This window comes from Myxococcus qinghaiensis, from assembly GCF_024198215.1.
GTDB lineage: Bacteria > Myxococcota > Myxococcia > Myxococcales > Myxococcaceae > Myxococcus > Myxococcus qinghaiensis.
Genome location: NZ_JAKCFA010000006.1, coordinates 47,747 through 71,136 on the forward strand (window position 1 = coordinate 47,747; position 23,390 = coordinate 71,136).

General features: G+C 68.9%; 18 protein-coding genes. 9 read left to right on the forward strand and 9 right to left on the reverse strand.

Going from position 1 to position 23,390, the window contains the following annotated elements:
* Positions 1 to 126: 126 nt before the first annotated feature.
* The 3 genes from LZ199_RS12320 (at position 127) to LZ199_RS12330 (ending at position 2,691) form a co-directional block, all read left to right on the forward strand.
* Entirely contained in the window at positions 127 to 846 is a 720-nt protein-coding gene (locus LZ199_RS12320) for a hypothetical protein (protein WP_253993864.1), read from the forward strand.
* A 65-nt stretch (positions 847 to 911) separates the two neighbouring features.
* Positions 912 to 1,667, forward strand: coding sequence for a YqjF family protein (locus tag LZ199_RS12325; RefSeq protein ID WP_253993865.1), 756 nt, complete (start codon positions 912 to 914; stop codon positions 1,665 to 1,667).
* Between the two features lie 139 nt (positions 1,668 to 1,806).
* The gene (locus tag LZ199_RS12330; protein ID WP_253993866.1) at positions 1,807 to 2,691 is read left to right on the forward strand and encodes an FHA domain-containing protein; all 885 of its coding nucleotides are present in this window, start codon (positions 1,807 to 1,809) and stop codon (positions 2,689 to 2,691) included.
* A gap of 1 nt (position 2,692) precedes the next feature.
* On the opposite strand, the gene LZ199_RS12335 is transcribed toward LZ199_RS12330, so the two are convergent.
* The 6 genes from LZ199_RS12335 to LZ199_RS12360 all read right to left on the reverse strand — a co-directional run bounded on the left by LZ199_RS12335 (position 2,693) and on the right by LZ199_RS12360 (position 13,520).
* The gene (locus LZ199_RS12335) at positions 2,693 to 3,124 is read right to left on the reverse strand and encodes a PH domain-containing protein (protein WP_253993867.1); all 432 of its coding nucleotides are present in this window, start codon (positions 3,122 to 3,124) and stop codon (positions 2,693 to 2,695) included.
* A 63-nt stretch (positions 3,125 to 3,187) separates the two neighbouring features.
* The gene (locus LZ199_RS12340; RefSeq protein ID WP_253993868.1) at positions 3,188 to 4,855 is read right to left on the reverse strand and encodes a tetratricopeptide repeat protein; all 1,668 of its coding nucleotides are present in this window, start codon (positions 4,853 to 4,855) and stop codon (positions 3,188 to 3,190) included.
* A 110-nt stretch (positions 4,856 to 4,965) separates the two neighbouring features.
* Positions 4,966 to 6,276 carry an adenylosuccinate synthase gene (locus LZ199_RS12345; RefSeq protein ID WP_253993869.1) on the reverse strand — a complete coding sequence of 437 codons (1,311 nt, stop codon included), beginning with the start codon at positions 6,274 to 6,276 and terminating at the stop codon, positions 4,966 to 4,968.
* Positions 6,277 to 6,288: 12 nt separating this feature from the next.
* Positions 6,289 to 9,960 carry a UvrD-helicase domain-containing protein gene (locus LZ199_RS12350; RefSeq protein ID WP_253993870.1) on the reverse strand — a complete coding sequence of 1,224 codons (3,672 nt, stop codon included), beginning with the start codon at positions 9,958 to 9,960 and terminating at the stop codon, positions 6,289 to 6,291.
* Positions 9,957 to 13,196, reverse strand: coding sequence for a PD-(D/E)XK nuclease family protein (locus LZ199_RS12355; RefSeq protein ID WP_253993871.1), 3,240 nt, complete (start codon positions 13,194 to 13,196; stop codon positions 9,957 to 9,959). Before LZ199_RS12355 ends, LZ199_RS12350 begins: the two co-directional genes overlap by 4 nt.
* 177 nt (positions 13,197 to 13,373) lie before the next feature.
* Entirely contained in the window at positions 13,374 to 13,520 is a 147-nt protein-coding gene (locus LZ199_RS12360; protein WP_253993872.1) for a hypothetical protein, read from the reverse strand.
* 167 nt (positions 13,521 to 13,687) lie between these two features.
* Here LZ199_RS12360 and LZ199_RS12365 point away from each other — a divergent pair, with 167 nt between their 5' ends.
* The 5 genes from LZ199_RS12365 to LZ199_RS12385 all read left to right on the forward strand — a co-directional run bounded on the left by LZ199_RS12365 (position 13,688) and on the right by LZ199_RS12385 (position 18,861).
* The gene (locus LZ199_RS12365; protein WP_253993873.1) at positions 13,688 to 14,158 is read left to right on the forward strand and encodes a DUF4150 domain-containing protein; all 471 of its coding nucleotides are present in this window, start codon (positions 13,688 to 13,690) and stop codon (positions 14,156 to 14,158) included.
* 9 nt (positions 14,159 to 14,167) lie between these two features.
* A complete protein-coding gene (locus LZ199_RS12370) occupies positions 14,168 to 16,624 on the forward strand; it encodes a TIGR02270 family protein (RefSeq protein ID WP_253993874.1) in 2,457 nt (818 codons plus the stop codon).
* A gap of 19 nt (positions 16,625 to 16,643) precedes the next feature.
* Positions 16,644 to 17,468 (forward strand): AHH domain-containing protein, encoded by an 825-nt coding sequence (locus LZ199_RS12375; RefSeq protein ID WP_253993875.1) that lies wholly within the window; start codon positions 16,644 to 16,646, stop codon positions 17,466 to 17,468.
* A gap of 23 nt (positions 17,469 to 17,491) precedes the next feature.
* Complete coding sequence (locus LZ199_RS12380; protein ID WP_253993876.1) at positions 17,492 to 18,082, forward strand: imm11 family protein; 591 nt, start codon at positions 17,492 to 17,494, stop codon at positions 18,080 to 18,082.
* Between the two features lie 95 nt (positions 18,083 to 18,177).
* Positions 18,178 to 18,861 (forward strand): hypothetical protein, encoded by a 684-nt coding sequence (locus tag LZ199_RS12385; RefSeq protein ID WP_253993877.1) that lies wholly within the window; start codon positions 18,178 to 18,180, stop codon positions 18,859 to 18,861.
* A 7-nt stretch (positions 18,862 to 18,868) separates the two neighbouring features.
* Here the strand turns inward: LZ199_RS12385 and LZ199_RS12390 are convergent, their stop codons facing one another.
* A complete protein-coding gene (locus tag LZ199_RS12390) occupies positions 18,869 to 19,687 on the reverse strand; it encodes a GNAT family N-acetyltransferase (RefSeq protein ID WP_253993878.1) in 819 nt (272 codons plus the stop codon).
* An 83-nt stretch (positions 19,688 to 19,770) separates the two neighbouring features.
* The gene (locus LZ199_RS12395) at positions 19,771 to 20,724 is read right to left on the reverse strand and encodes a LysR family transcriptional regulator (RefSeq protein WP_253993879.1); all 954 of its coding nucleotides are present in this window, start codon (positions 20,722 to 20,724) and stop codon (positions 19,771 to 19,773) included.
* Between the two features lie 236 nt (positions 20,725 to 20,960).
* On the opposite strand from LZ199_RS12395, the gene LZ199_RS12400 reads away from it, so the two are divergent.
* Positions 20,961 to 21,995, forward strand: a complete 1,035-nt coding sequence (locus LZ199_RS12400) for an SMP-30/gluconolactonase/LRE family protein (protein ID WP_253993880.1) — start codon at positions 20,961 to 20,963, stop codon at positions 21,993 to 21,995.
* Between the two features lie 60 nt (positions 21,996 to 22,055).
* Here the strand turns inward: LZ199_RS12400 and LZ199_RS12405 are convergent, their stop codons facing one another.
* Complete coding sequence (locus LZ199_RS12405; RefSeq protein ID WP_253993881.1) at positions 22,056 to 23,387, reverse strand: FHA domain-containing protein; 1,332 nt, start codon at positions 23,385 to 23,387, stop codon at positions 22,056 to 22,058.
* Positions 23,388 to 23,390: the final 3 nt, after the last annotated feature.

The following is a 23,390-nucleotide window of genomic DNA, read 5'->3' on the forward strand; positions in this document are numbered from 1 at the left end:
CGACTTCACGGTGGGGCGTGGGCCCGTTCGCCACGGGAAGCCCTGGCGACCCTCCACGCACCCGTCCGGCCGAGACCTCTGCGTCCCATTCGCGAGGAGCAGGCTCCATCTTCCCTCCGGCACATCATGGAAACAGACACGCCTCCAACGATTCCGCACGAGCTCCGGAAGGAGTTCGCCGACGCGCTCCTCCACCTCCGCCCCGAGCACGAGCGGCGCCGGGAGTACGTGCTGGAGCTGCTGGCCACCGTGCTGCTGGCGCTCGCCACCGTCGGCTCCGCCTGGACGGCCTACCAGTCGACGCGGTGGAGTGGTGAGCAGTCCTTCCAGTACAGCAAGGCGAACGCGCTGCGCGCGGAGTCGGTGCGCGCCTCCACCGAGATGGCGCTGCTGGTGGAGATAGACACCAGCCTCTTCGAGAGCTGGGCGGACGCGTGGAACGACAACGACACGCGACGGACCGAGTTCTTCGAGCGGCGCTTCCGGGAGGAGTTCCGGCCCGCCTTCGAGGCCTGGCGCGCGGAGGCCACCCGTCCGGATGAGCCGCCGGAGGGAACCCCCTTCACCCGCCCCGAGTACCATCCGGCCCCGGGCGACCGGAGCAAGGAGCTGGCCGCGCAGGCCACGGCGTTCTTCGAGAACGCGCGGCAGTCCAACCAGAACGGCGACAACTTCACCTTCTGCGTCGTCCTCTTCGCCTCGGTCCTCTTCTTCGCGGGCGTGTCGACGAAGCTGCTCCACCCGTCGCTGAAGGTCTCCCTCCTCGCCCTGGCCACCGTGATGATGGTGGTGGCGATTGTCTACATGTTCTCCCTTCCACAGAACATCGGCTTCCGAATCCAGTAAGCCCGGGTTCGAGCGACGCCGCGCGAAGCGGGACAGCGGGACTTGGAGCGCATTACGAAGAGCGCATGCGCCCCTTCCTCACGGCCACGTGGCGGTACCTCGTGATGCTCAACTACGAGATGGACCCGAAGGTGCTCGCGCCGCTCGTGCCGCGTGGCACGGAGCTGGATACGTGGAACGGGAAGACCTTCGCCAGCATGGTGGGCTTCCGCTTCCTCGACACCCGCGTGCGGGGGCTCGCGGTGCCCTTCCACCGGGACTTCGACGAGGTGAACCTGCGCTTCTACGTGCGACACCTCGGCCCCGAAGGCTGGCGGCGCGGCGTGGCCTTCGTGCGGGAGCTGGTGCCCCGGTGGGCCATCGCCACCGTGGCGCGCGTCGTCTACAACGAGCCCTATCTCGCGCTGCCCATGCGGCACGTCGTGGAGATGGAGGGCGCCGAGCAGGGCACACCGGGTCGGCTCGAATACGCCTGGAAGCACGAGGGACGCTGGCACCGGCTCGCGGCACGCACGCGCGGCACACCCACCGCCAGCGCCCCGGGCTCGCAAGAAGAGTTCATCACCGAGCATTACTGGGGCTACACGCCACAGCGCGACGGCGGCTGCGCGGAGTACCGCGTGGAGCACCCGCGCTGGTCCGTGTGGCAGGCGGAGGACGTGGCCTTCGAGTGCGACGTGGCGAGTCTGTACGGAGACCGCTTCACGTCCGTCCTGCGCGGGGCTCCCGCGTCGGCGTTCGTCGCGGATGGCTCGGGCGTGTCGGTGCATCCCGGGACGCGGCTTCCCTCTGTCGGGCCCGTGCTCGCCTCCGCCGCGTGAACCGACCCTGCGGGGTGCATCTCACGATGGGGTGCGTCTCACGGTGGGGATGGACTGACTCCGGCGCGGACGCTCGCGCACGGTAAGCGCGCGATTCCCTGTGCGCCGTGCCGGTCCGCGCGTTGCTCCATGGCGGGCCATGCGCTTCGAATTCCAACACCTGGGCACCACCACGCCCTTCGAGCTGCCCGAGGGACATCACCTGCTGGGCGGCGGACCCGATGACCACATCCGCCTGGAGGCCCTTCCTCCCCACCTGCTGACCCTGCGCATCGAGGGGCCCCGGCTCATGGTGGAGGCCACGCGGACCTTCACCGTCAACGGCGTGCTCGTGCCGCCCGGTGTCTCGCGACTGGTGCTGCCCGGCGAGGTGCTGGGCCTTCCCGACACGATGCTCCTGAGCGTCCTGCCCGAAGCGCCCGTGGAGCGGGGACTGGGCACGGTCGCCGTGCTCAAGGGACTGCTCACGGGACTCGAGGCCCCCGCCCCGTCCCGCGCCGCCACCCTCACCTGCCTGACGGGACTGGACGTGGGCCGCACCCATGCGCTCGCGGAGTCCCGCACGAAGCTGGGTCGCGGCCAGGAGGCCACGCTGCGCCTGAGAGACAGGGCCGTCTCACGCAGCCACGCGTGCGTCCTTCACGACGAGGGCGGCTTCACGCTGGAGGACTTGGGGAGCCCCAACGGCGTCTTCGTCAACGGTCAGCGGGTGACGGAGCCGGTGCCCCTGGCCGACGGTGACGTCCTGGAGCTGGGCCGCACGCTCCTGCGCTTTCAAGCGCCGCTGGAGGAGCTGGCACCCGCGCCCGAGCCGACGCCCGAGCCCGTGCCTCCTGCGGCCCCTGCCAGTGCGGAGGGAATCGTCGAGGGGCCGACATCGGGAGGTGGAGGGGCGGTGGCGACGGGGCCCTCGGAGGCTCGGCTCACCGCGCGCCGGGTGCTTCCGGAGTGGTGGCTCATCGGCCTGGGGAGCGTGGCGGCGCTGGCGGGACTGCTCGTCACCTACGTGCTGGCGACCGGTTAGGTCACCCCGGCATCGGCCCCAGTCCGGCGCGTTCGACGAGAATCCGGGCGAGCGTCTGGTGGTGCCGGAAGAAGCTCGTGAAGTGTACGAATCCCCACTGTCCACGAATCGCGTAGACGGTGACGGGCCCGGGCAGGACGTCCACGTTGCGGATATCCGCGAAGGAGAACCGCCGCGTGCGCACCATGCCCCGGTAGGTGATTCCCCGGGCATCCACGACGATGAGCGTTCGCGCGTAGTAGGTGAGCGAGACGGCGAAGAAGAGGATGAAGAAGCCCGCGGAGAGGAAGGTCTTCAGCGGGACCCCTTCGAAATTGAAGAGGTAGAGCAGCACCGCCACCCAGAGCAGGCCAGCCACCGCCATCGCGGCCGCCAGGCCCCGGCGGGGGCGAAAAAACTGCCGATCGTCCATCCCAGCGTCGCGCCCGGCCATGGCTACAAATTAGTGCCTGGGACTGACAGGATCCACCTGCCCCGGCGCCCGCCTGCCAGCCGGTCAACGCAGCTTCGTGGCCTTCTGTCGAGATTCCTCCTGGAGCTGCGGCCGGACATCCGCGGCGGACGAGGCGGCATAGCGCTCGTAGAGGCCACGAGCCTCGGCGTTGCGACCGAGGGCGCGGTAGGACTCGGCCAGTCCGTAAAGGGGCGAGGCCGACTGGGGCTCCAGCTCCAGCGCGAACTGGTAGTCCGCCGCGGCCTCCGCGTAGCGACGCAGGCCGATGTTCGCGCTTCCTCGCGCCGTGTACGCGACCGCCAGCATGGGCTCCAGTTGGATGGCCTGCGTCAGATGCGTCAGCGCGGTGGAGAACTCCCTCGTGCCAATGCGCTGCACGCCCTGCTCATAGGCGCGTCGGGCCTGGGCACGTGTCGGGTCCGCGACAGGACCCGAGCCAGGAGCCTGCCCCGCCGCCTGCGGCGAAGCGCCCACCTGGGCCAGCTTCGCGCGAGCCCGGGTGATGTTGTCCTGCGCGCTCTGCCGGATGGCGGTGTCCTGCGTGAGCCGCGTCGCCGTCTCCCACTTCTCCACCGCCTGCCCGTAGTAGCCCAGCACGGCCAGCGCGTTGCCCAGCTTGAAGAGGGCCTCCACGTGGCCAGCGTCCGCGTGCGAGGCATCCAGGAAGGCGAAGGCCGCCTCACGGTAGCGGCGCTCCTTCATCAACGCGTCGCCATCGCGGATCCGCGCGGCGGCGAGCGCCGGATTCGACGTGCGCTCCTGCACGACGTCCGAGGCCGCGCGCGTCGAGGGGAAGGGCAGCGGCTCCTGCTGCGCGCTCGCCGGCTGCGAGGCACTTCCCGCCTGGGCGAAGCTCTCCGGCTGCGAGGCACTGCCTGGCGACGAGGCCGCTCCCGCTGGAGCCGCGCTGGCCACCTGAGGGGCATTGCCCACCGACGAGGCCGTGCCCGCCGCAGCCGAGTTCCCGACCTGCGAGGCATTGCCTCCCGACAAGGCCGTGCCCGCTGGAGCCACGCTTGCCAGCTGCGAGGCCGTTCCCGTCTGGCCCGCTCCCGGCTGCGCGGCACCCGCCACGGGCATGGCGCTCGGAGTCGCGCCCTTCTCTCGCAGGACACCATTCGAAGGCTCCGCGCCCAACGCTGGACGGGCCGCCTCGTTCGCCGGCAGGGGCTGTCCGCCCAGGGCCTTCAGATGGCCTCGCGCCTTCTGCACCCAGATCTGCTCGGAGGGCCGCCGCTCGCGGGCGATGTAGCCCTGATACGCGGCAATCGCCTGGGACTTGTCACCGAGTTGCCGATGGCTCTCCGCCAGCCCGTAGTAGCCGTCCGCGTCGTCGGGCTCGAGCTGCACGTAGCGCGCGTACGCCCGCGCCGCGGTGGCGGAATCCCCGGCCTTGCGCGCGGCATAGCCCAGGTTGAAGAACGCCATCTTGTGCTGGGGGTCCGCTTCAGCGGCCTCGGTGAAGCGCGCGATGGCGTCCTTCAACTGGCCCTGGCGGAACAAGACGCTGCCCAGGCCATTGAGCGCGGGGGCGTACCCCGGCGTGGCGGACAGCGACTCGCGATACGCGGCGGCGGCTTCATCCAAGCGACCGCTGGAGAGCGCCGACTCGCCGCGCGCGAATGCGGCCCGGGCGGACTCGGAAGGCTCCGCTGCGCCGAGCAACAACAGCGCGGACAGGGCGATGACGGACCTGCGCACGAAAACCATGACGTCCCCCAGGGGGTGGCTCCTGGCTGCCGTAGCAGAATCCAGGGACGGCGTCACGGCGGTCCCGCACCCTCGGTGGGAAGATTCCTCCGAGGGTGCGCTTCCCAGCCTCAGCTCCGGAAGGGGTTCTGCAGGAGGACCGTCTCACCGCGGTCCGCGCCCACGGAGACGCACACCACGGGAACGCCGCTGATCTCCTCCACGCGACGCACGTAGCGCTTCGCGTTCTCCGGCAGGTCATCGAAGCTGCGCACACCGGAAAGCTTCTCGTCCCAGCCGGGCAGCGTCTCGTAGATGGGCTTGACGCGCGCCAGGTCCTCGTAGTCACCGGGCAGCTCGGTCACCTTCTGACCGTCCAGGTCGTACGCGTTGCAGAGCTGGAGCGACTTGAGCCCGCTGAGCACGTCGAGCTTGGTGAGCGCGATGCCCCACAAGCCGTTGACGCGCACCGCGTAGCGCAGCACCACGCCATCCAGCCAGCCGCAGCGGCGGGGACGGCCCGTCGTCGCGCCGAACTCGTCACCCACCTTGCGCAACTGGTCGCCAATCGCGTCGGTCAGCTCCGTGGGGAACGGACCGCCGCCCACGCGCGTGGTGTAGGCCTTGCTGATGCCCATCACCTTGTCGATGGCCGTGGGCCCCAGGCCCGAGCCCACCGCGGCGTTGCCGGCCACGCAGTTCGACGACGTGACGAAGGGATAGGTGCCGTGGTCCACGTCGAGCAGCGTGCCCTGCGCGCCCTCGAAGAGGATGCGCGCGCCCTTGCGCACCTGCTCCGCGAGGAACAGCGAGGCGTCGTGCACGTAGGGCTTGAGCCGCTCGCCCAGGCCGGAGAACTCGGCCAGCACCTGCGGCACCTCGAGCTGAGGCACGGGGACGCCCGCCTTCGCGCACAGCTCCTTCAGCTCCTCCAACGCCTGCGGCAGCCGCTCCTCGATGCGCTTGCGCAGCCGCTCCGGATTGAGCAGGTCACGCATGCGGATGCCCCGGCGCGCGACCTTGTCCTCATAGGACGGGCCGATACCGCGGCCGGTGGTGCCAATGGCGCTGTCTCCCCGGGCCTTCTCGCGGAAGCTGTCCAGCAGCTTGTGCCACGGGAAGATGACGTGGGCATTGTCGGAGATGAGGAGCTGCGAGTCCTCCTTGAGGAAACCGCGCGCCTTGAGCGCATCGATTTCACCCACGAGCACCGCGGGGTCCACCACCACTCCGTTGCCAATGACACACGTCTTGCCCGGGTGGAGGATGCCCGAGGGAATCAGGTGCAGGACGGTCTTCTGCCCCCCCACCACCAGCGTGTGGCCCGCGTTATTGCCGCCCTGGAAGCGGACGACCAACTGGGCATGCTCGGTAAGGAGGTCGACGACCTTGCCCTTACCCTCATCTCCCCACTGCGCTCCGATGACGACGACGTTCGGCATGGTGCCCGCCGCTTAGCACGCGGAAGGGGCCGGGTGACAGTGTTCCGAGAAGCCACAATGCAGGGCCTGGCAGGTCGCCCTCTCTCGTCCCGCCCAGGTCCCACGGACCTCCCCCCGGGCCAGTGCACGCGCCGCGCCCGCGAGCCGCCCGGCCGCCTCCTCCTGCCCCGCCCCGTCCACGCTCCACTCGGGCTCCGGACGCGCCTCGCCCAGGAAGACGACGCCCACACGGACGGGGACACCCGGCCGCACCATCCGTCGAGCCGCCAACGCCAGCGCCGCCAGTTCATGGGTGTACGCGGCTGCGCCCAACGGATGTCGCCCACCTGACTTGTAGGCCAGCACCACCGCCTCGCCCCGCGGCGACTCCCACAGGACATCCACCGCGCCCTCCAGGCAGACGCCGTCCTCCAGCACCAACGAGAAGGCCAGGTTCCGGTGCACCGCGCGCGACGGCGACTCCGCGAGCGAGCGAGCGAAGTCCGTGGAGAGGAAGCGCTCCACCGTGCCCAGGACATCCTCCATGCCTTCCTCGTCGGGGAGCGCGCCCGCCTCGCGAAGCAGGCCTTCCAGATGGGCCCGGCGCTCACTCGCATCCACGTCACGCGCCGACGCGAGCCGCAGGTCCGCTCCGCGCAGCAGCTCGCGCACCAACTCCGCTGGACTCTTCGCGGGCAACCAGCCATCCGGGTCGACGAGGAGCGGCTCCTCTCGCACGGGCACTTCCCACGGCCAGGGCGCGCCGCGAAGGCCCAACCGGTGCAAGTAGTGGAAGCGGCGCGGACAGGCGAGGAAGTCCTGCACCGCGCTCACCGGCGCGGAGACACCCGCGGGCGACTCGCCCAGGTCCAGCAGTCCGCCCCGCACGCGCAAGAGCGCGGCCTCCACGCGGGACTTCGCGAGGACGAGCGCCTCCGGCCCGGGAGGCTCCGGGTCGGCGGGCGGAGGCAGCTCGTCCACGTCCACGTCGTCCACCAGCTCGCGCGTGGCGACATCTTCCAGGCGGGCATCGATGAGATGCCACCACGACTCCTTGCTCGACCGGGGCTCCTCGCCGCCGGCGAGAATCAACAAGTCACGTGCACGGGTGAGGGCCACGTAGAGCAGGCGGCGATACTCGGCGGCCTCACGCGCCTTGATTTCCTGTCGCACCGCCTCGAAGCGGTTGGAGGTGTAGTCCTCCAGCGAGTCAGGCACCCACGGCTGAAGGGCGATGCCGTGCGAGCGCTCGAAGTGCGCGCGCCCTGAGGTGCTCCGCCGCCTGCTGCCCATGCCTGGCACCACGACGATGGGCCACTCCAAGCCCTTGGCGCGGTGGATGGTGAGCAACTGCACCGCGCGCGGGTCTCCCGCGTCCAGCAGGTCCGCCTGCGCCTCGTTGGGCTTGGACTCGGCCAGCATGCGCAGCTCGCGCGCGAAGGCCACGCAGCCCCCCGTGCCGCGCTCGTCCCGCCGCGACGCCAGCGCCAGCAGCTTCTCCACGTTGGCGCTCGCCTGCTCCGCATAGGGAGAGCCCGCCAGGGCCTCGCGATACCCCGTCATGTCCAGCGCCGCGAGCAGCAGCTCCCTCACGCCCAGGCGGTCCCGCTCGCGACGCAACACCGGCAACGCCGCCAGGAACTCCGACAGGCGCATCCGCTCGCGCTCCGACAGCTCCGTCAGCACCGCTGCATCCGTCAAGCGTTCGGACGCGAGTGACAGCGGCTGCTCTCCAGCGAGATGGAACAGCGACGCGTCCGACAACCCCACCAGCGGCGAGCGCAGCACGGCCGCAAAGGCGAGCGCGTCCTCCGAGTCCGCGAGCAGCGCCAGCAGCGAGGCCAGGTCCAGCACCTCCTGCGCTCCGTAGAAGCCGCGTCCGCGCAGCACCCGGTGCGGCACGTTGTGACGGATGAGCGCCTGGCGGTAGATCTCCAGGTGCGTGAAGGTCCGGAACAGCATGGCCACGTCACCACCGCGAGCGGGCCGGGCGCCTTCACCGTCCTCGCGTGCCACGGTGGGAGCCGCGCCTGGCGCGAGCAGGATACGCAGCCGTCGCGCCACGCAGTCCGCGTCCAGCCAGCGCAGGTCGCCCGCGGTCTCCTGCTCCTCCAGGTGGAGCCGCTCCACCGCCGCTGTCTCGGAGAGCGAGGTCCGCCGTGGAGACAGGTCGTCCTCCTCCGGAACGTAGATGACCTCGAACGGACGCGGCGCCTGGGAGTCCGCCGCCACCAGCACCCCGGCGAAGGCGTGGTTGAAGAAGGCCAGGAGCCCCGGCACCGAGCGAAAGTTCTGCTGGAGGAAGCCTCGCGTGCCGCCCTCGTCGACAATCTTCTGCGCGAGCACGGTGAACACGGAGACATCCGCGCCACGGAACTCATAGATGGACTGCTTGCGGTCTCCCACCGCGCAGAGGAACGCGGGCTCCAGTGGCAGCGCGGACACCAGGTCCACGTCCGGTGGCAGCTCGCGCGGACCTTCCTCGCGCCGCTCCGCGAGCAACAACACCAGCTCCAACTGGAGGCGGTTGGTGTCCTGGAACTCGTCCACCATCAGCGCGCCCACGCGCTCCTGCGCCTGTCGGCGGAACTCGGGATGGTCCCTGAGCAAATCCCTCGCCTTCACCAGGAGCGACGTGAAGTCGAAGACGTTGCGCCGGGAGAACTCCGCGTCGTGCCGGGTCTCCACGCGGCCCAGCAGCTCGCGGAACGTGGCCTCGAAGGGAGCGGTGTGCCACGCGGCCCAGACATCCACCAGCATGCGCACCGGAGCGTCACTCTTGCTCTTGCGCTTGTAGATGCGCCAGTACAGCTCCTTCACGGGAGTGGCGGCGCCCTTGCTGAGTCGAGCGATGTTGCGGGTGTCCGTCGCGAAGCAGGCGCGCAGCCAGGGGTAGCGGTCACCTTTCTGGAAGTTCTCCGCCGTCATTCCATGGAGCGCCTTCTCCAGCGCGCCCACCAACTGGCCCCACTCGCCCTTCGCATCCAGCGCGCGGGCGTCCGCGCACAACCGCAGGCATTCCGTCACCGCGTCATCGAACTCCGCGCGCGCCTCGGCCGCGTCGCCGACCGCCGCGGAGGCCGCCTTCAGCCCCTCTTCGCGCAGCTTGCCGTAGACGGACACCAGCGCCGCCACCAACCCATCGGAGAAGCCCGAGTCGGAGAAGCCCAGCTCCTGACACAGCTCGCGCACCTGCGCGTCGCCCGCCTCCAGCGCGTCCAGCACCACGCGCTCGGCCACGTCCTGCACCAGGCTGGAGGCCTCCAGCTCGTCGAGCACCTCGAAGCTCGGGTCGATGCCCACCGCCGGAGGGGCCCGCCGCAGCAACTGGCCGCAGAGCGAATGGAACGTGCCCACCGTGGCCGCGCCCAGCTCCTCGCGCATCTGCCGCCACTCATCGGGCAATGGGAAGGGCCGGCCCAGCCGCTCGAGCGACTCGCGCAGCGTCTCTTCCTGCTCCAGTCGGACATCGCCCTGGGCCAGCCCATCCAGGCGCTGACGCACGCGGGAGCGCATCTCCGCCGCGGCCTTGTCCGTGAAGGTCAACATGCACAGCCGCGCGGGGCGAATCGGAGCGCCCGCCTCTCGCGCACCGGCGAACAGGTGCAGCGTCATCGTCACCAGGCTGTACGTCTTGCCCGCGCCGGCACCCGCCATCAACGCGAGGTTGCGCTCCAGCGCCAGCAGGGAGGGCTCCGCGCTCATCCCCCCTCCTCCGTCATCTGGCGGTCGGTGATGCGGCACACGGCGCGGAAGCCACACGCGCCGCAGTCCTGCGGACGCGCGGGGAACTGGCCCGCTCGCAGCGTCTTCACCAGCGACTCCACCGCGTTGGGCAGGTTGCGTCCGCCCTCCTTCGCCGCGACCTTCGCCCGCACCTCGGGGTCCGTCGACAGCAGTTCCTCCAGCTCCTGCGCGGGGACGACCTCCGACAGGTGGATGGTGTTGCCGGTGCGCAGCGAGAACCACGCGGCCTGGCTCGCCGTCGCATGCCCGCTCTCCCGGGCCGCGAAGAGATACAGCGGCAACTGGAAGTCCGACGTGAGCAGCTTCTTCTTCAGCTCGTTCTTGTCCAGGCGCCCGGACTTGTAGTCGATGACGCCCACCTCGGAGCCCGCGACGTCGAGCCGGTCGATGGTCCCCTCGAAGACGATGGCGTCCCCTTCGATGGGGAGGATGACGCTGCGCCAGCGGTCGTCCTGGGCGGCGGGACCGAACTTGAGCTCGAAGCCCTCCGGCAGCATCCGCTCGAATGGGAGCCCGCGCCGCTCATCCACCAGGATGCGACGGGCCATCGCCCGCGCCTTCTCGTGCGCCAGCTTCCACAGCGCGGGGTGCCCCACGTGGTGGAACCTCTCGAAGTGCGCCACCGCGGACTGGAGCGCCGTGTCGAGCACCTCGTCCGGCACATCCTCCGGCGCCTTGCCCAGCAGCTGGTGCTCCTTGAGCGCCTGGAACACCTCCTCGACGACGCGGTGCCAGAAGGTGCCACGCCCTCGCGCGTCGAACTCCTCACCCGGGCGGTCCGGCTCGGGCACCTTCAGGCCGTACGTGAGGAAGCCCTGGAAGCCACAGTTGCCGAAGCGCGCGAGCGCGGAAGCGGACAACGGCCGCGTGAGGTCGAACCGGAACGCCTCGCGCAACGACGCGCGCAGCGTGTTCCTGTCCACCGAGCCCGTGTAGTTCCCCGGCTGCTTGTCCTTGTCGCCAAAGAAGTACAGCCGCTCCACCTCCACCAGCGACAACTCCCTGGCGCCCGAGTACCAGGCCTCCTTGTCGAAGTGGCTCTTGAGCAGCGACGCCGCGGCGTCCGGCTCGGTGACGCGCAGCCGAGGAGGCGACAGGGCCTCCAGCGCGACACAGCGACGCAGCTCGAACTCGGACAGCACCTCGTCGAGCGGAGGGATGGGCGGCAACGAGCGCGGCTGCCACGTCAGCGCGGTGAGCCGGCGCACCTCCTCCAGGAACGAGGACGGCACCTGCTCCTGCCCTCCCGAGCCCTCCATCGAGAACGACAGGCTCAGCGTCTCCTCCGCCGCCGCGAGCGCGCTGGCGAACAGCAGCCGGTCCTCGGTGAGCCGCCATGGCGCGCGCTCCTCGAACTCGCCGCCCGTGAGCCGGAACACATCCCGCCCCAGGTGCTGGTTGAGCGCCGAGCGCTCCGCGTCCCCGAGCAGCGGCGAGGGCGCATTGCGGCCAGGGAAGCGCCCCTCGGTGAGCCCCGCGAGGAAGAGGTGACGGAACGAGCGCCCCGGGACTTCGGCGGCCTCCAGCACCTCCACCGCGGCGCCACGAGGTCCCCGCGCGGGCAGGTGCGCGTCCACCATCGCATCGCGCAGCCAGCGGCCGAAGGTGCGACGGCGCAGCACCGGACCGCCCCCCACCGACTTCATCGTCCTCAGCAACCCCTGAACGCGCTGCCGGAGCGCCTCGCGCGCGGCCTCGTCACGGGCTCGCGCATCCAGGGCGCGCGCCGCGAGCCCGCCTTCGTCACGAGCCTCCAGCACGCCCTCGGAGTCCATCAACCCCAGCCGCTCCACCACGTGCCACCACGTGGCCAGCAGCTCCGCGACGGTGCCCTTCTCGGGAATCCGTCGGCAGTAATCCACCAGCAACTGGCAGCGCTCGCGCAGCAGGCGCACGGCGTGGATGCGCGCGTTCGCGTCCTTCTTCTGCGCGCTCTGCAACGCCTGGAGGCGACGCGCGAGCCCCTCCAGGCGCACGTCATAGGCACCGCGTCCGCGCGAGGCGCCCAGCCGGTCATCGCGCACGGCCGCCAGCGCGAAGAGGCTCGCGGGAGCCTCCGGACCTCCGCGCGACAGCGTCGGCGCATAGCGACTGCCGACGAGCTCCGCGACGCGCTCGGCCGGAAAGCCATCCTCCACCAGGAGCGGCAGGTCCAGCGCCAGGCGCACCGGCCCCGCCAGCGCGAGCGGCTCGCCCCAGGGCAGACGCACCGGCACGCCCAGCTCCCCAAGGGACTCCGCGAGCCACCCGGCCTCCGGGCCCAGCTCACGGTAGGCGATGGCGATGTCCGCGGGCGACGCGCCATCGGAGATGAGCCTGCGCACGTCCCGAGCGACCAGCCGCGCCTCGTCGCGGGCCGTGGCCGCGCTCCACACGCGAGGCTGGAACTGCGCGTCCTTCAGCACGTCGCGCGGCGCGCGGGGCGAGAAGACGAAGCGCCCCAGGTCGATGAAGGGCCGGGCCTCGAAGGTGACGTCCGCCTTGAAGAGGTCCACGTGCGGCATCGTCTCGCCACGGTTCTCGAACGCACGGAACAGCGAGGCCAGCGCCGCGTCCGCCACCGGCGAGCCACCCACCGGCGTCTCCACCCGCAGCGTCACGCGCCGCGACTCACACGCGGCCGCCAGCGCCAGCAGCAGTTCCAGGCCCGAGGGCCGCACGTCGTAGACGCCGTGCAGGACGAGCGTGCCCACGCCATCCCAGCTCGAGGGCCACTCGCCGCGCCCCAGCGCCTCGCGTGAGCCCCGGAGCACGTCCTCGCGGTCGGCGAGCCCCAGCTCGGCGAGCTTCTGCTCGTACAGGTGGTACAGCCGGGCGAGCACCCGCACGTGCTTCTGCCGTTCGGGCGGGAGGACCTCCACCGCGTCCTGCAGCTCGCGCGGCGACAGGCGCCCCGCCTTGAGGTCCAGCAGCACCTCCAGCCCCGCGCGCGCGAAGGCCGGCTCCCGGACGTACTCCCCGAAGTGCGTGGGCCCCAGCAACGGGCCCAGCGAGGCCAGCACCGCACGCGCGCCCACCGCCGGGCAGGGACGGCGATTCAGCTCGCGTGCGCCGCCCAGGGCCCCCAGCAGCTCATCCCAGGTGAGCAGGTCCGTCCCCAACGCCAGGCCCCGAGCGTTCCGCTCCGCCCGCAAGGCGGCCTGACGCCGACCGGCATCGGGGAACACGTGGAGGGTGCGGACGGGGCGGGCCATGGATGTGCGGAGTGTAGAACGACCAGAGGGGTCGCTTTCATGCTCCATTCCGCGCTCGCCGCCCAGTGTGTTCGCGAGCCCGCCTGCCTGCCCACCTGATTCACCCGATTCGCGAGTGAATCTCACCTCCGTGCCGGGTTTATCCCGAAGCCCCGGAGCATCCGGGCGCCGGGCTCGTCACTCGGGACGCCCCCGGAAGACGTCCTGACCGGAGGCCAGGGCCTCCATCTCGGGGGCCAGGCGCGGCGGACTCTCCGCCAGGAACTCAGGGAGGATGGCTTCCTCCCGCTTCCGGCGCTGCTCCTTGGGCGAACTCCTTCTCATCGTCACCCCGACTCGAATGACGTTCGAAACAGCGCATGGGGAGCGAAGGTCGTTCGGTAGCCGACGAAGACCCGCCTCGCCCCGCGCTGGACCTCCCGGCACCGACCTACCCTGACGCCTCCAATGCGCCGCGCGCCTCACGGGGGGACGCCGCAAGGGAGGACCCAATGGCCACCACCGTGGGCGTCAACAAGATGTCTGTCGTGACCAAGGACAGCGACGGCGTCAGCGTCGCCATGCCAGACCTCTGCAAGACGCCGAGTCCCGGCGGACCGATTCCCATCCCTTATCCCAATGTCGCCCAGTCCTGCGACACCGCGAAGGGAAGCAAGCAAGTCAGCGTCGAAGGCAATCCCATGTGCCTGAAGGACTCGCACTTCAGCACGAGCACCGGCGACGAGGCGGGCACGGCCGGCGGGGGCGTGGCGTCCGGCAAGACGAAGGGAAAGGCCGAGTTCATCAACTTCTCCTTCGACGTGAAGGTGGAAGGCCAGAACGTCGCGCGAGCCTTCGACTTGATGCTGCACAACGACAAGAACACGCCGCCCGTGCCGCTCATCCAGCCCCCCGCCGTGGCCCAGGGAGGCACCCAGGAAGAGCCCAGGTGTCTGTGCTGCAGGAACCCCGTCGACGAGTGATGACCTCCCATGCCTTCCAGGCTCCAATGGGAAGTATTCGAAGACCATCTCCACGAGGCGGGCTTCCTGCTCACCCAGTGGGAGCGGGCGCTTCACTCGCCCAGGTTCACCCTGGAGGAAGTGGCAGCAGGAATCGAGCGTCGCTTGCTCGCGCACCTCGACGCCCTCGCTCTGGGCGGACCCGAAGTCGCGAGGAGGCTGCTCTACCCCGCACTCGAACAGGAAGACACGGAGACGCTCACGGCCTCTGCCCTGGTGCTGTTGGCCACAGGCGCCGAGAGTGACAGGCACTGCGTCCTGGAGCACTTCGAACACGCGGAAAATGAAGAGCGGGCGTGCTTCCAACGGGCGCTCGAGCTGCGTCCCCTTCCATGCTGCGTTCCTCGCCTTCACGCCTTGCTCGAGTCGAGTGAACCGCACCTCCAGGCCGCCGCGATGGAGGTGCTCGTAGCCTGGCATGCCGAGCCCGGGCCGCTGTTGAAGTCACTCCTGGTCCATGCCTCGTCCGAGGTGCGCTGCGCCGCCCTGAAAGCCGCGCGCTTCACGAAGGAGCCCGTTGAATCCAGGGCCGTGAATGTGGCCCTGGCTGGGGACAATGAACTCCTGCGGGACAACGCCCTCATCACCGCGCTCGTTCTTGGCGTGGACGCGGCATGGGCACACTGTCGGAGGCTCTCCGTCCCCACCCAGGAGGGCGGTGCGTTTCCGCGACTCCTGTTGGGACTCGGAGGTGACGATGCGGATCTGCGCTTCCTGCTGGAGCGCGCCTCGTCCGTGGACATCGGCCCGTCGTGCTTGTGGGCACTGGGTTTCAGCGGTCGAATTGAAGCAGCCGAGCAATGCCTGGAGCTGCTCTCACACGAGGCGCTGGGGAGTCGGGCGGCGGAGTCCTTCTGCGCCATCACCGGACTCCGACTCGAGCAACACTTCCTGGCCCCCACTTCCGGACGGGAACTCGACGACAGCGAAGTCGAGGCGAGCAGTCCAGAAGACGAGCTCCCGTTCGCCGCCCCCGAGGCTGTCCGTCACTGGTGGGAGACACACCGCTCGCGATTCCAGAAGAACACCCGATACCTCCTGGGGAGGCCGCTGACTCCCGCCGGGCTCTTCGAATCCTATTCCTGGGTGCCCATGAGGCGATGTCATGTGCTCGCCCAGGAGATTCACTTGCGAAGCCGAGGCCGGCTTCAAATCCCCTCTCGGGCCTTCTCCGACAGCCAGCGCGCGGCGCTTCAGGATGCGCAAGCCTTCGACAAGAAGCTGAACCTGAATCGCCCACTCAAGGAGCTCAGCGACACCGCGCGCCCCGCGTTCGAGACGCCCACGCCGCGACGCATCCCGGAGTCCCACACGCCGAATCGACGGCTCAACGGGAAGCTCGGCATCACCGCGCTGGGAATGGTGTCGTCGATTGGGGATGGCGTCGTCGCCAGTTGCGCGGCCAGTCGAGCGGGCGTCGTCCGCATCAGCGCCCTGGAGGACGTCCAGCTCTGGGACTCGGAGCACCATGAGCTCGAGCCCGCCAGAGGCCACTCCATCCCCTGGGTCACCGAGGGATTCTCCGGCCTCGCGCGCCTGACTGCGCTTGCCTCGCAAGCATTGCTCGACCTACTGCCGCGCACGGGGCTTCACGCGAAGTCACGCTGCGCGCTGTTTCTCGCGGCGCCCAGCGACTTCTATTGGCAACGGTTCGAGGAACGGGAGGAGCTTCCCTCACGCCACACCTTTCGCCGAGAACAACTCCAGCACGGGCTGCTTCAGAGAATCCTCGCGACCACCCCGCTTCCAGCGCCTCTTCAGGAACAGTCCCTTTTCTTCGGGGAGGCGGGATTCGTCCAAGGACTCCAACACGCCGCGCACCAGCTCGAGGCGGGAGCGGTGGACAGCTGCATCGTCGGAGGGGTCGACAGTCTGGTGGAAGCACGGCACGCCGAGGCACTCGACGCGCTCGGGCTGCTGAAGGGACCGGACAATCCGGTGGGCTTCCTTCCAGGAGAAGCCGCGGGCTTCATCCTCCTCGAACGAGCCGAGGCCGCTCTTCGTCGCGGAGCCAGGATTCTGGCCATCCTCGACTCTTCCCATGGGCATGCCGAACCCTTTCACCGCCTGTCACGAACTCCCAGCCTGGGACGGGGTCTGGCGAAGTGCATCCGCGATACGCTGGAGCCATTGCCGGACCATGGTGAAGCGCCTCGGCTCGTCATCGCGACGCTCAATGGTGATGCCTACCGCGCCAACGATTGGGGGCACGCGCTCGTACAACTCCGTGCCAACAAGGTCCTGAATCACTCCCGCGAGTGGTACCCCGCAGCCACCTTCGGGGAGCTGGGCGCGGCGAGCGGCGCGGCGGGAATCTGCATGGGCGTACGTGGCCTGGAGCGCGGCTATGTCTCCGAGGAAAAAGTCCTGTTCTGGGTCAGCGGCGACGATGGCAGCAGAGGTGCGCTCCATCTCAGTCGCCCGTGAATGCAATCGAGGTGTGCCAATGACGTCCAGCAAGCACTGGCGGGAACTCGACGCCGCGGAGAAGCACCCCAAGAAGGACTCCTCCACGGGCTGTCTCTACAAGCACAAGAACGACCACAAACCCAGCAAGCAATACCCGGCCTGCGCCTTCAAGGCCAATGGCTATGACGAAACCAAGGGGCTCAGCGCCAAGAAGAACCTCTACGAACTGGACACCAGCGACCCCAGGAAGGGCGCCTGGAAGACGGGGCCTGGGACCTTTCGAACCGCCGCGGAGCGACTGAAGGGAGTCACGTTCGCAATCCAGGTGGCGGAGGGGCGCATGCCCAAGAGCGGGAAGCGGGATGAGCACCAGCCCGTGAACCCAACGGACAAAAAGGGCGCATGGGACTTCGAGGGTCAGAACTACAAACAGGCCATCCGCCCGTTCTTCAACGAGTACCACCACATCCTTCCCGCTGAGACCGTCTTCGAGTGCCTGGACCACGATGAGCTCGTCATTCTCCAGGACGAGGTCAAATACAACCTGAACTCCAGAAAGAACATCATCATCCTGCCCTGCACCCAAGCCATCGCCGAAGTGCTCGGACTGCCGGTGCATCAAGGCCGCCACGGAAAGGATACCCAGTACGCTCAGCGGTGCACGACCAAGCTGAACGAGTTCAAGAAGAAGCTCTCCGTCATCAAGGACACGGGCTGCAAGAACACCAAGAAGCAGGTCGCCGCCGACATGAAGTCCGCACTCGAGAAGTGGCAACAAGAGGAGTACTGGCTCATCGTCAGATATGGCCGGACCCATCTCGGAACGCACATCAACGACCTGCCCACCGCATTCAAACGGTGACACCTTCCATGGGCGCGACGAACATGAACTGGTTCATTCTCGAAGGCGACAGCACGAATGAGGCCTTCTGCCAGATCTGGAAGTTCCCCACAGCGCTGCCCAAGTTTCATCGACCCAGCCGAGGCATCGCCATGGGCTCGGAGTATCCGGCTGGCCTGCGATTCCAGATGGCCCCCGAGGTGAAGGGGAACCTCATCGCCGATGTGGTGCCCAATGCCCTGGGCTACTTCATGGTGTCGAAGCGGATGAAGGAGCTGCTCTCCCAGCACGCCACCGCGGACATCGAGTACCTCCCCTTCTCCCTGCTCAACACCAAGGGCCGCGTCGTGGCCGACGACCTCCATATCGTCAACGTCCTGGGGACTCGGGATTGGGCGGATATCGACCGGAGCTTCGGTGCCCGGAGGACCAGCCTCGAGGGGGAACGCGAGTTCGAGCGCATCCGGCGCCTCTATCTCCGGGATGATGCGGTGGACCCTTCCACCAACCTCTTCCGACTCGGAGCCATGCCCAAGCTCATCCTCATGCGCGAGGACTTGCGAGAGCATTTCGAGCGAGCCGGCATGACGGGCGCCGTGTTCCACGGCTTGGGCGTCAAGGTCGATATCCAATGAGGCACGACCCCCTCGAGCTGGCGCAGACCAACGCCCTGTTTCAGCTCCGACGTGCCCTCGCCACGACAACACAAGGAAAGGAAACCGGAGACACGTTGGCGTCGATCTCCGTGGCCTATCGCGTCCTCGCCCTCTGCGCGTTGTTGCGCGAGGCCGATTCAAATCGATTCGGGGAGCTGCTGTGCAAGGCAGGCCAGGTCCGACTGCATCTTCTGGAGCGCTCGACCACCGGCTTGCAGGTCAGCCCCAGGGCCATGGCCGCAAGCAACGATGTGGGCTTCCTCGCCTCACTCGCGGCGGGCGACCTGCAAACAGCCCGGCGCATCGCGGCACTCTCCCCAGGCACCGCCACCCCCGGCTGGGAGGATGAAGAGGACTTCATCTTTTTTCACTGCCTTCACAGGATGGTCCACCCCGCGCCCGAAGAAGCGGGACTTCGTCAGGTCCTGATGCGCTGGCGGCAGCTCGAAGCAGACAGCCCTTCGCCCTTCTTCCAGGTGTGCGAGTCGCTGCTGGAGAACGAGTCCACCCGATTTCACGCCTCGTTCACGCAGATGCTCGACGCACGGCAGACCCTCATGCGCGAGTACCGGAAGCAACTCGACTTCGACCGCGAGCTGTACGCCACGGAGGGCAAGGTCTACATCAACGGGCTCGCGCTCCTTCGGCTCGCGGAGTCGCGGGGGTTGCCAGGCCGGGAGCATGATGTCCTCATCCCGCGACTCGCGCTCCTTTCGAGCTTCAAGCCTCTCCCAGAGCAAGCCTGGCGCGAACCCTGAGGCACACTCACTTCGCGTCCGCCGAAAAGTCGAGCTCGAGCTCCCACTGAGACAGTGAAGGATGCGTGAAGCCCTCCCCCAGGAAGAAGCGCTCGCACAGTCCCTCTGGGACGATGGCACCCACCGACACTGTCTTGCCCGGGTGCGCGGCCGCCAGGGCCCGCAGCAACCTCCGTCCCGCGCCCTGACCTCGTGACGCGGGCTCCACCACGAACGACCGCAGTCCCAGCGCCGGCGCGGACACATCCGCCACCACCGCGCAGGCCGGCCCCAAGCGGAACGCCTTCACCGGAGACGACAGTCCGTGCACCGTCGCTGCCTCGAGCTGCCATGGCAACCCGTCCGGCAGCAGCCTGGCGCACTCACTCAAGGCCACTTCCTCCAGTGCCCCCGCCTCCGGCGTCGGCATCCCCACGAACCCGACGAGTCTCCTCACGCGACGGAAGCCCAGCTTCTCGTAGAGCTTCATCGCGGGCGCATTCTGCTCGATGACCTCCAACACCATCCGCGAATCCCCTCGAGCCCTCGCCGCCTCCAGCAACGGCCGCAACATCGCACCGCCCAGGCCCTGTCCGCGTCGGCTGGGAATGATGCCCATGCCCGCGACGCGACTGACCTGCCCTCTCCTCGCCATCAACACCAGCCCCGCGAGTTCACCGTCCACACGGGCGACCCGACTCTCCAGGAGCGAGATGTGATCGCTCCGCACCCGCGCATCGAAGGCCTGCGGTGAGTCGGGAATCGGGACGAAGTAGCCCTCGAACGAACGGGCAAACAACGTGGACAAGGCCAGGAACGGAAACTCCGCGGCGGGAATGAGGTCCATGAGAGGTCGCTCGAACTCCGGGAGTCGCGGTCCATTCCGCGCCACGGCGATGACGCTTCCGGAATCCGGCGGCCCCAGTCCTATCACTCACGCGCCCGCCCACCGAGCGCCGTGGAGCGCCCCTCCTCCCACGGTTCACCGGCGAGCCGCTCCGCCATGAAGGCGACGAACGCCCGTGCCTTCGACGCCACCAGTCGCCCCGGCGGATGGATGGCGAACACCCCCACCTCCGGTATCGACCAGTCCTCCAACACCTTCACGAGCCGACCTGCCCGCAGATCCTCTCCCACCAGGAAGGTCGCCAGCGCCGAGACACCACAGCCCCCCAGCGCCGCGAGCCGCAGCGCCTCCGCGTTGTCCGCCCTCAGCGCGGGCCTCACTCGAACCGTGGCGCACTCCGCCCCCTTCGCAAACGTCCAGGTCTCCCCGTCCGCGAAGTGGCTGAACTGGAGGCAGGGATGCGACGCGAGGTCCTGTGGCTTCACCGGCGCTTTTCGCCCTCGTAGATAGCGAGGCGACGCCACCAGGAGGCGCCGCACCGTGGCCAGGCGTCGAGCCACGAGGCTGGAGTCCGGCAACGCGCCAATCCGGATGGCGACATCGATGCCTTCCTCGACGAGGTCGACGTAACGGTCCTGGAAGGTCAACTCCAGCTCGATGCGAGGATATCGCCGCATGAAGTCCGGGATGAGCGGCGCGAGCTGGAGCTGACCGAAGAGGTTGGGCAGGGCCACGCGAAGCCTTCCCTTCGGGTCACCTCCGAGCCCGGACACGAGCGCTTCCGCCTCCTCGACGCGCTGGAGCACATCCGTGCAACGCTCCAGGTACAGCGCGCCCGCCTCGGTGAGCGAGACACGGCGAGTCGTCCGGCGCAGCAGCGCGGTGCCCAGCGCGGCCTCCAGCCGAGCCACCCGCCGGCTCAGCGTGGAGGAGCTCACCCTCAGCTCCCTCGCCGCATCCGCGAAGCTCAGCGCCTTCGCCACCGCGGAGAAGCCCAGCATGTCCTCCAGTCGGTCCCTCAACTCCAAGCGCTCCACGCCCGACCTCCGATTGTTGCGACTTCCGCACGAGTCTAGTGCGCCCACTCTCGATGATGGGACGCCGCTCCCGGGTTACTTCCTTCCTGTACCCGCGAGGCACAGGACACACCGTCCTCACCTCCAGCCACGCTGTGGCGAAGAAGCACGGCGGTGCCCACGGGCCTTGTGCTCCTCCGCGAATCCGCACGGTGCGGCTCGACGAAGTCCCCTCTCCTTGCCTTGGGAGTCCCCGGATGTACTCGCCACTCGCTGGTGCATTGACCACCCTGCTGCTCACCTCCACTCCGGCGGCGCCGCCTCTCGCGTCCTCCACCTCGGCTTCCGGCATGAGCGCGAGACCGCGTCCCTCCTCGTCCGAGCAACTGCCCCTCCCAGCCGGCTTCACGATTCCGAACGGCATCGCCCACGCACAGGACGGGACGCTCTACGTCGGCTCCGTGGCGGATGGTCGGGTGCTCCGACGCGCGCCCGGCGGCGCATGGACAGAGCTGTTTGCCGGCTCGGAGCAGGTGTTCTCCGTGACGAGCCTCCGCCTCGATGCGCCTCGGAACCTGCTGTGGGGGACATCTCCCGATGCCATGGGCCTGCTGCGCCCCAAGGGTGCCGTGGGTGCGCGCACGGCTCGAATCTTCGCGCTCGATGCCCGCACCGGTGAGCTGCGCAAAGTCGTCTTCCTGCCGGAAGGCGCGCTCGGCAATGACCTCACCGTGGCGCCGGATGGCGGCATCTTCGTCACGGAGAGCGTCCGTGGCTCCGTGCTCCATCTGCGGCCCGGGAGTGAGCATCTGGAGACCTCGGTGACCGACCCGCGCTTCAAGGCGCAGGGCACGGGCATGAGCACCGTCGGCCCCGCTGGCATCGCGCTCGCTCCAGATGGGCGCACGCTCGCCATCAATACCTTCGGGCCGGGCCGGCTCTTCTTGATTCGGCCCGGCGCGTCGCCTGGCGTCACCGAGGTGCAGCTGCCTCGTCGTCTCGAAAACCCGGATGGGATGCGCTTCGCACCGGATGGACGACTGCTGCTCGTCGAGGGTTCGATTCAGAGCGGCGACGGACGGCTCATCCGCATCGACGTGCTCGGGAAGTCCAAGGGCCCGAGGATGCTGGAGGTGCTCGCCTCGGGACTGGAGTCGCCCGTCAACCTCACCGTGTCGAACGAGGGCACGGTGTGGGTGACCGAGGCCCGCCTGCGCGACCGAATCCTCCGAGGAACCACGGCGCCATTGCCCAAGCGCTTCTGGGTCTCTTCGGTGTCACTGCCTCGCTGAAGCCCACGACCGCCTCCACCGTCCCGAAGGACCGTGGAGGCGGAGGGCGCGGCTCGCCGCTCAGGTGGTCAGCGAGAAGGTGATGCGGATGCCGCCCAGCAGGTACTCCTCACCATCCGCCACCTGCCGACGGCTGATGCGGGTGTTGTCGAACCACGTGCCGTTCGAGGACTTGAGGTCCTCGATGAAGACGTCGTCACCGTCTCGCAGAATCGCCGCGTGCTCGCGGGACACCCTCGCGGACTTCACCATCAGGTCCGCGCTCGGCCCACGGCCGATGATGAACCGCTCTCGCGCGACGAGCACGGGCTCGCCCTCGTCGAGCTTGACGGTCACCTTCAGCTCAGGCGGTGCCTGGACGATGATGGTCTTGTCCGGCCTGACACCAGCACCTGACTTCCGCTCGTCCTTCGCCTGGGTCACCAGTTCGGAGGAATCCTCATCCGCCAGCGCAGGAGCAGCGGACGCAGCGGCGACCTCGCCGGTGTCCTCGTCCTCGTCCCCCGACGCCTCATCATCGGAGTCGCCCGACGACTCATCCGCGGCCTGGTCGTCGGAGTCCTCGCCCGAAGCAGCCTCGTCCGAAGCCCTTGCTTCCTCGTCGTCGGAGTCCTCGTCGTCCGCATCAGCCGAGTCGTCGTCCGAGCTCTCGTCGTCGGAGTCCGCGTCGTCCGAGTCGTCGTCGGAATCCGAGTCCGCGTCATTCGCGTCGTCGTCCGAGGCCTCTTCGTCGGAGTCGTCGTCCGAGTCCTCATCATCCGAGTCCTCGTCCGAATCCTCCTCGTCCGAGTCGACCTCCGGCTTCGCGTCCACGGGTTCGACCCATTGGTCCGCGTCGCGCACGAGGTCCCGGACTCGATCCGCGACCGCCGCTCGCAGCGCCTCCACATCGACTGGCGCCTCCGCGACGACAGCCGCCGTCGACTCCTCCGGCGCCACATCACTCGCGGCAGCCTCATCCACCACCGGCGCGCCTTCATGCTCCCCGGTCTTGGACTCGTCCTCCTCCGCATCCGCCAGTTCGACGGGCGCGGGCGCGGGCTTCGGCTCCACCTTCTGCTCGACGTCGCGGACAAGCTCCCGGACGCGCTCGGCGACCTCGACGCTCGGAGGCGTGCCCTCGCTGGCGGCGGGCTTCGCCTCGACCGGTACCGGCTCCACGGGCACGGGGGCGACGACAGCCACCGGCCGAGCCACGGGCGCGGGCGCGGCGACAGCCACCGCATCCGTGAGGCTGATCTGCGTCGGCTGGATGAACCCGAACTGACGCGCGAGCGAGAAGACCGCCTGGTTGACGAGGACGTCGCGGTCCACGCCCATCTCCCGGCTCATCGTCTCCAGCGCGGTCCAGAGCGGGTCCGCGATTTCGACCTTTCGAGGAGTCCTGTTCATGAC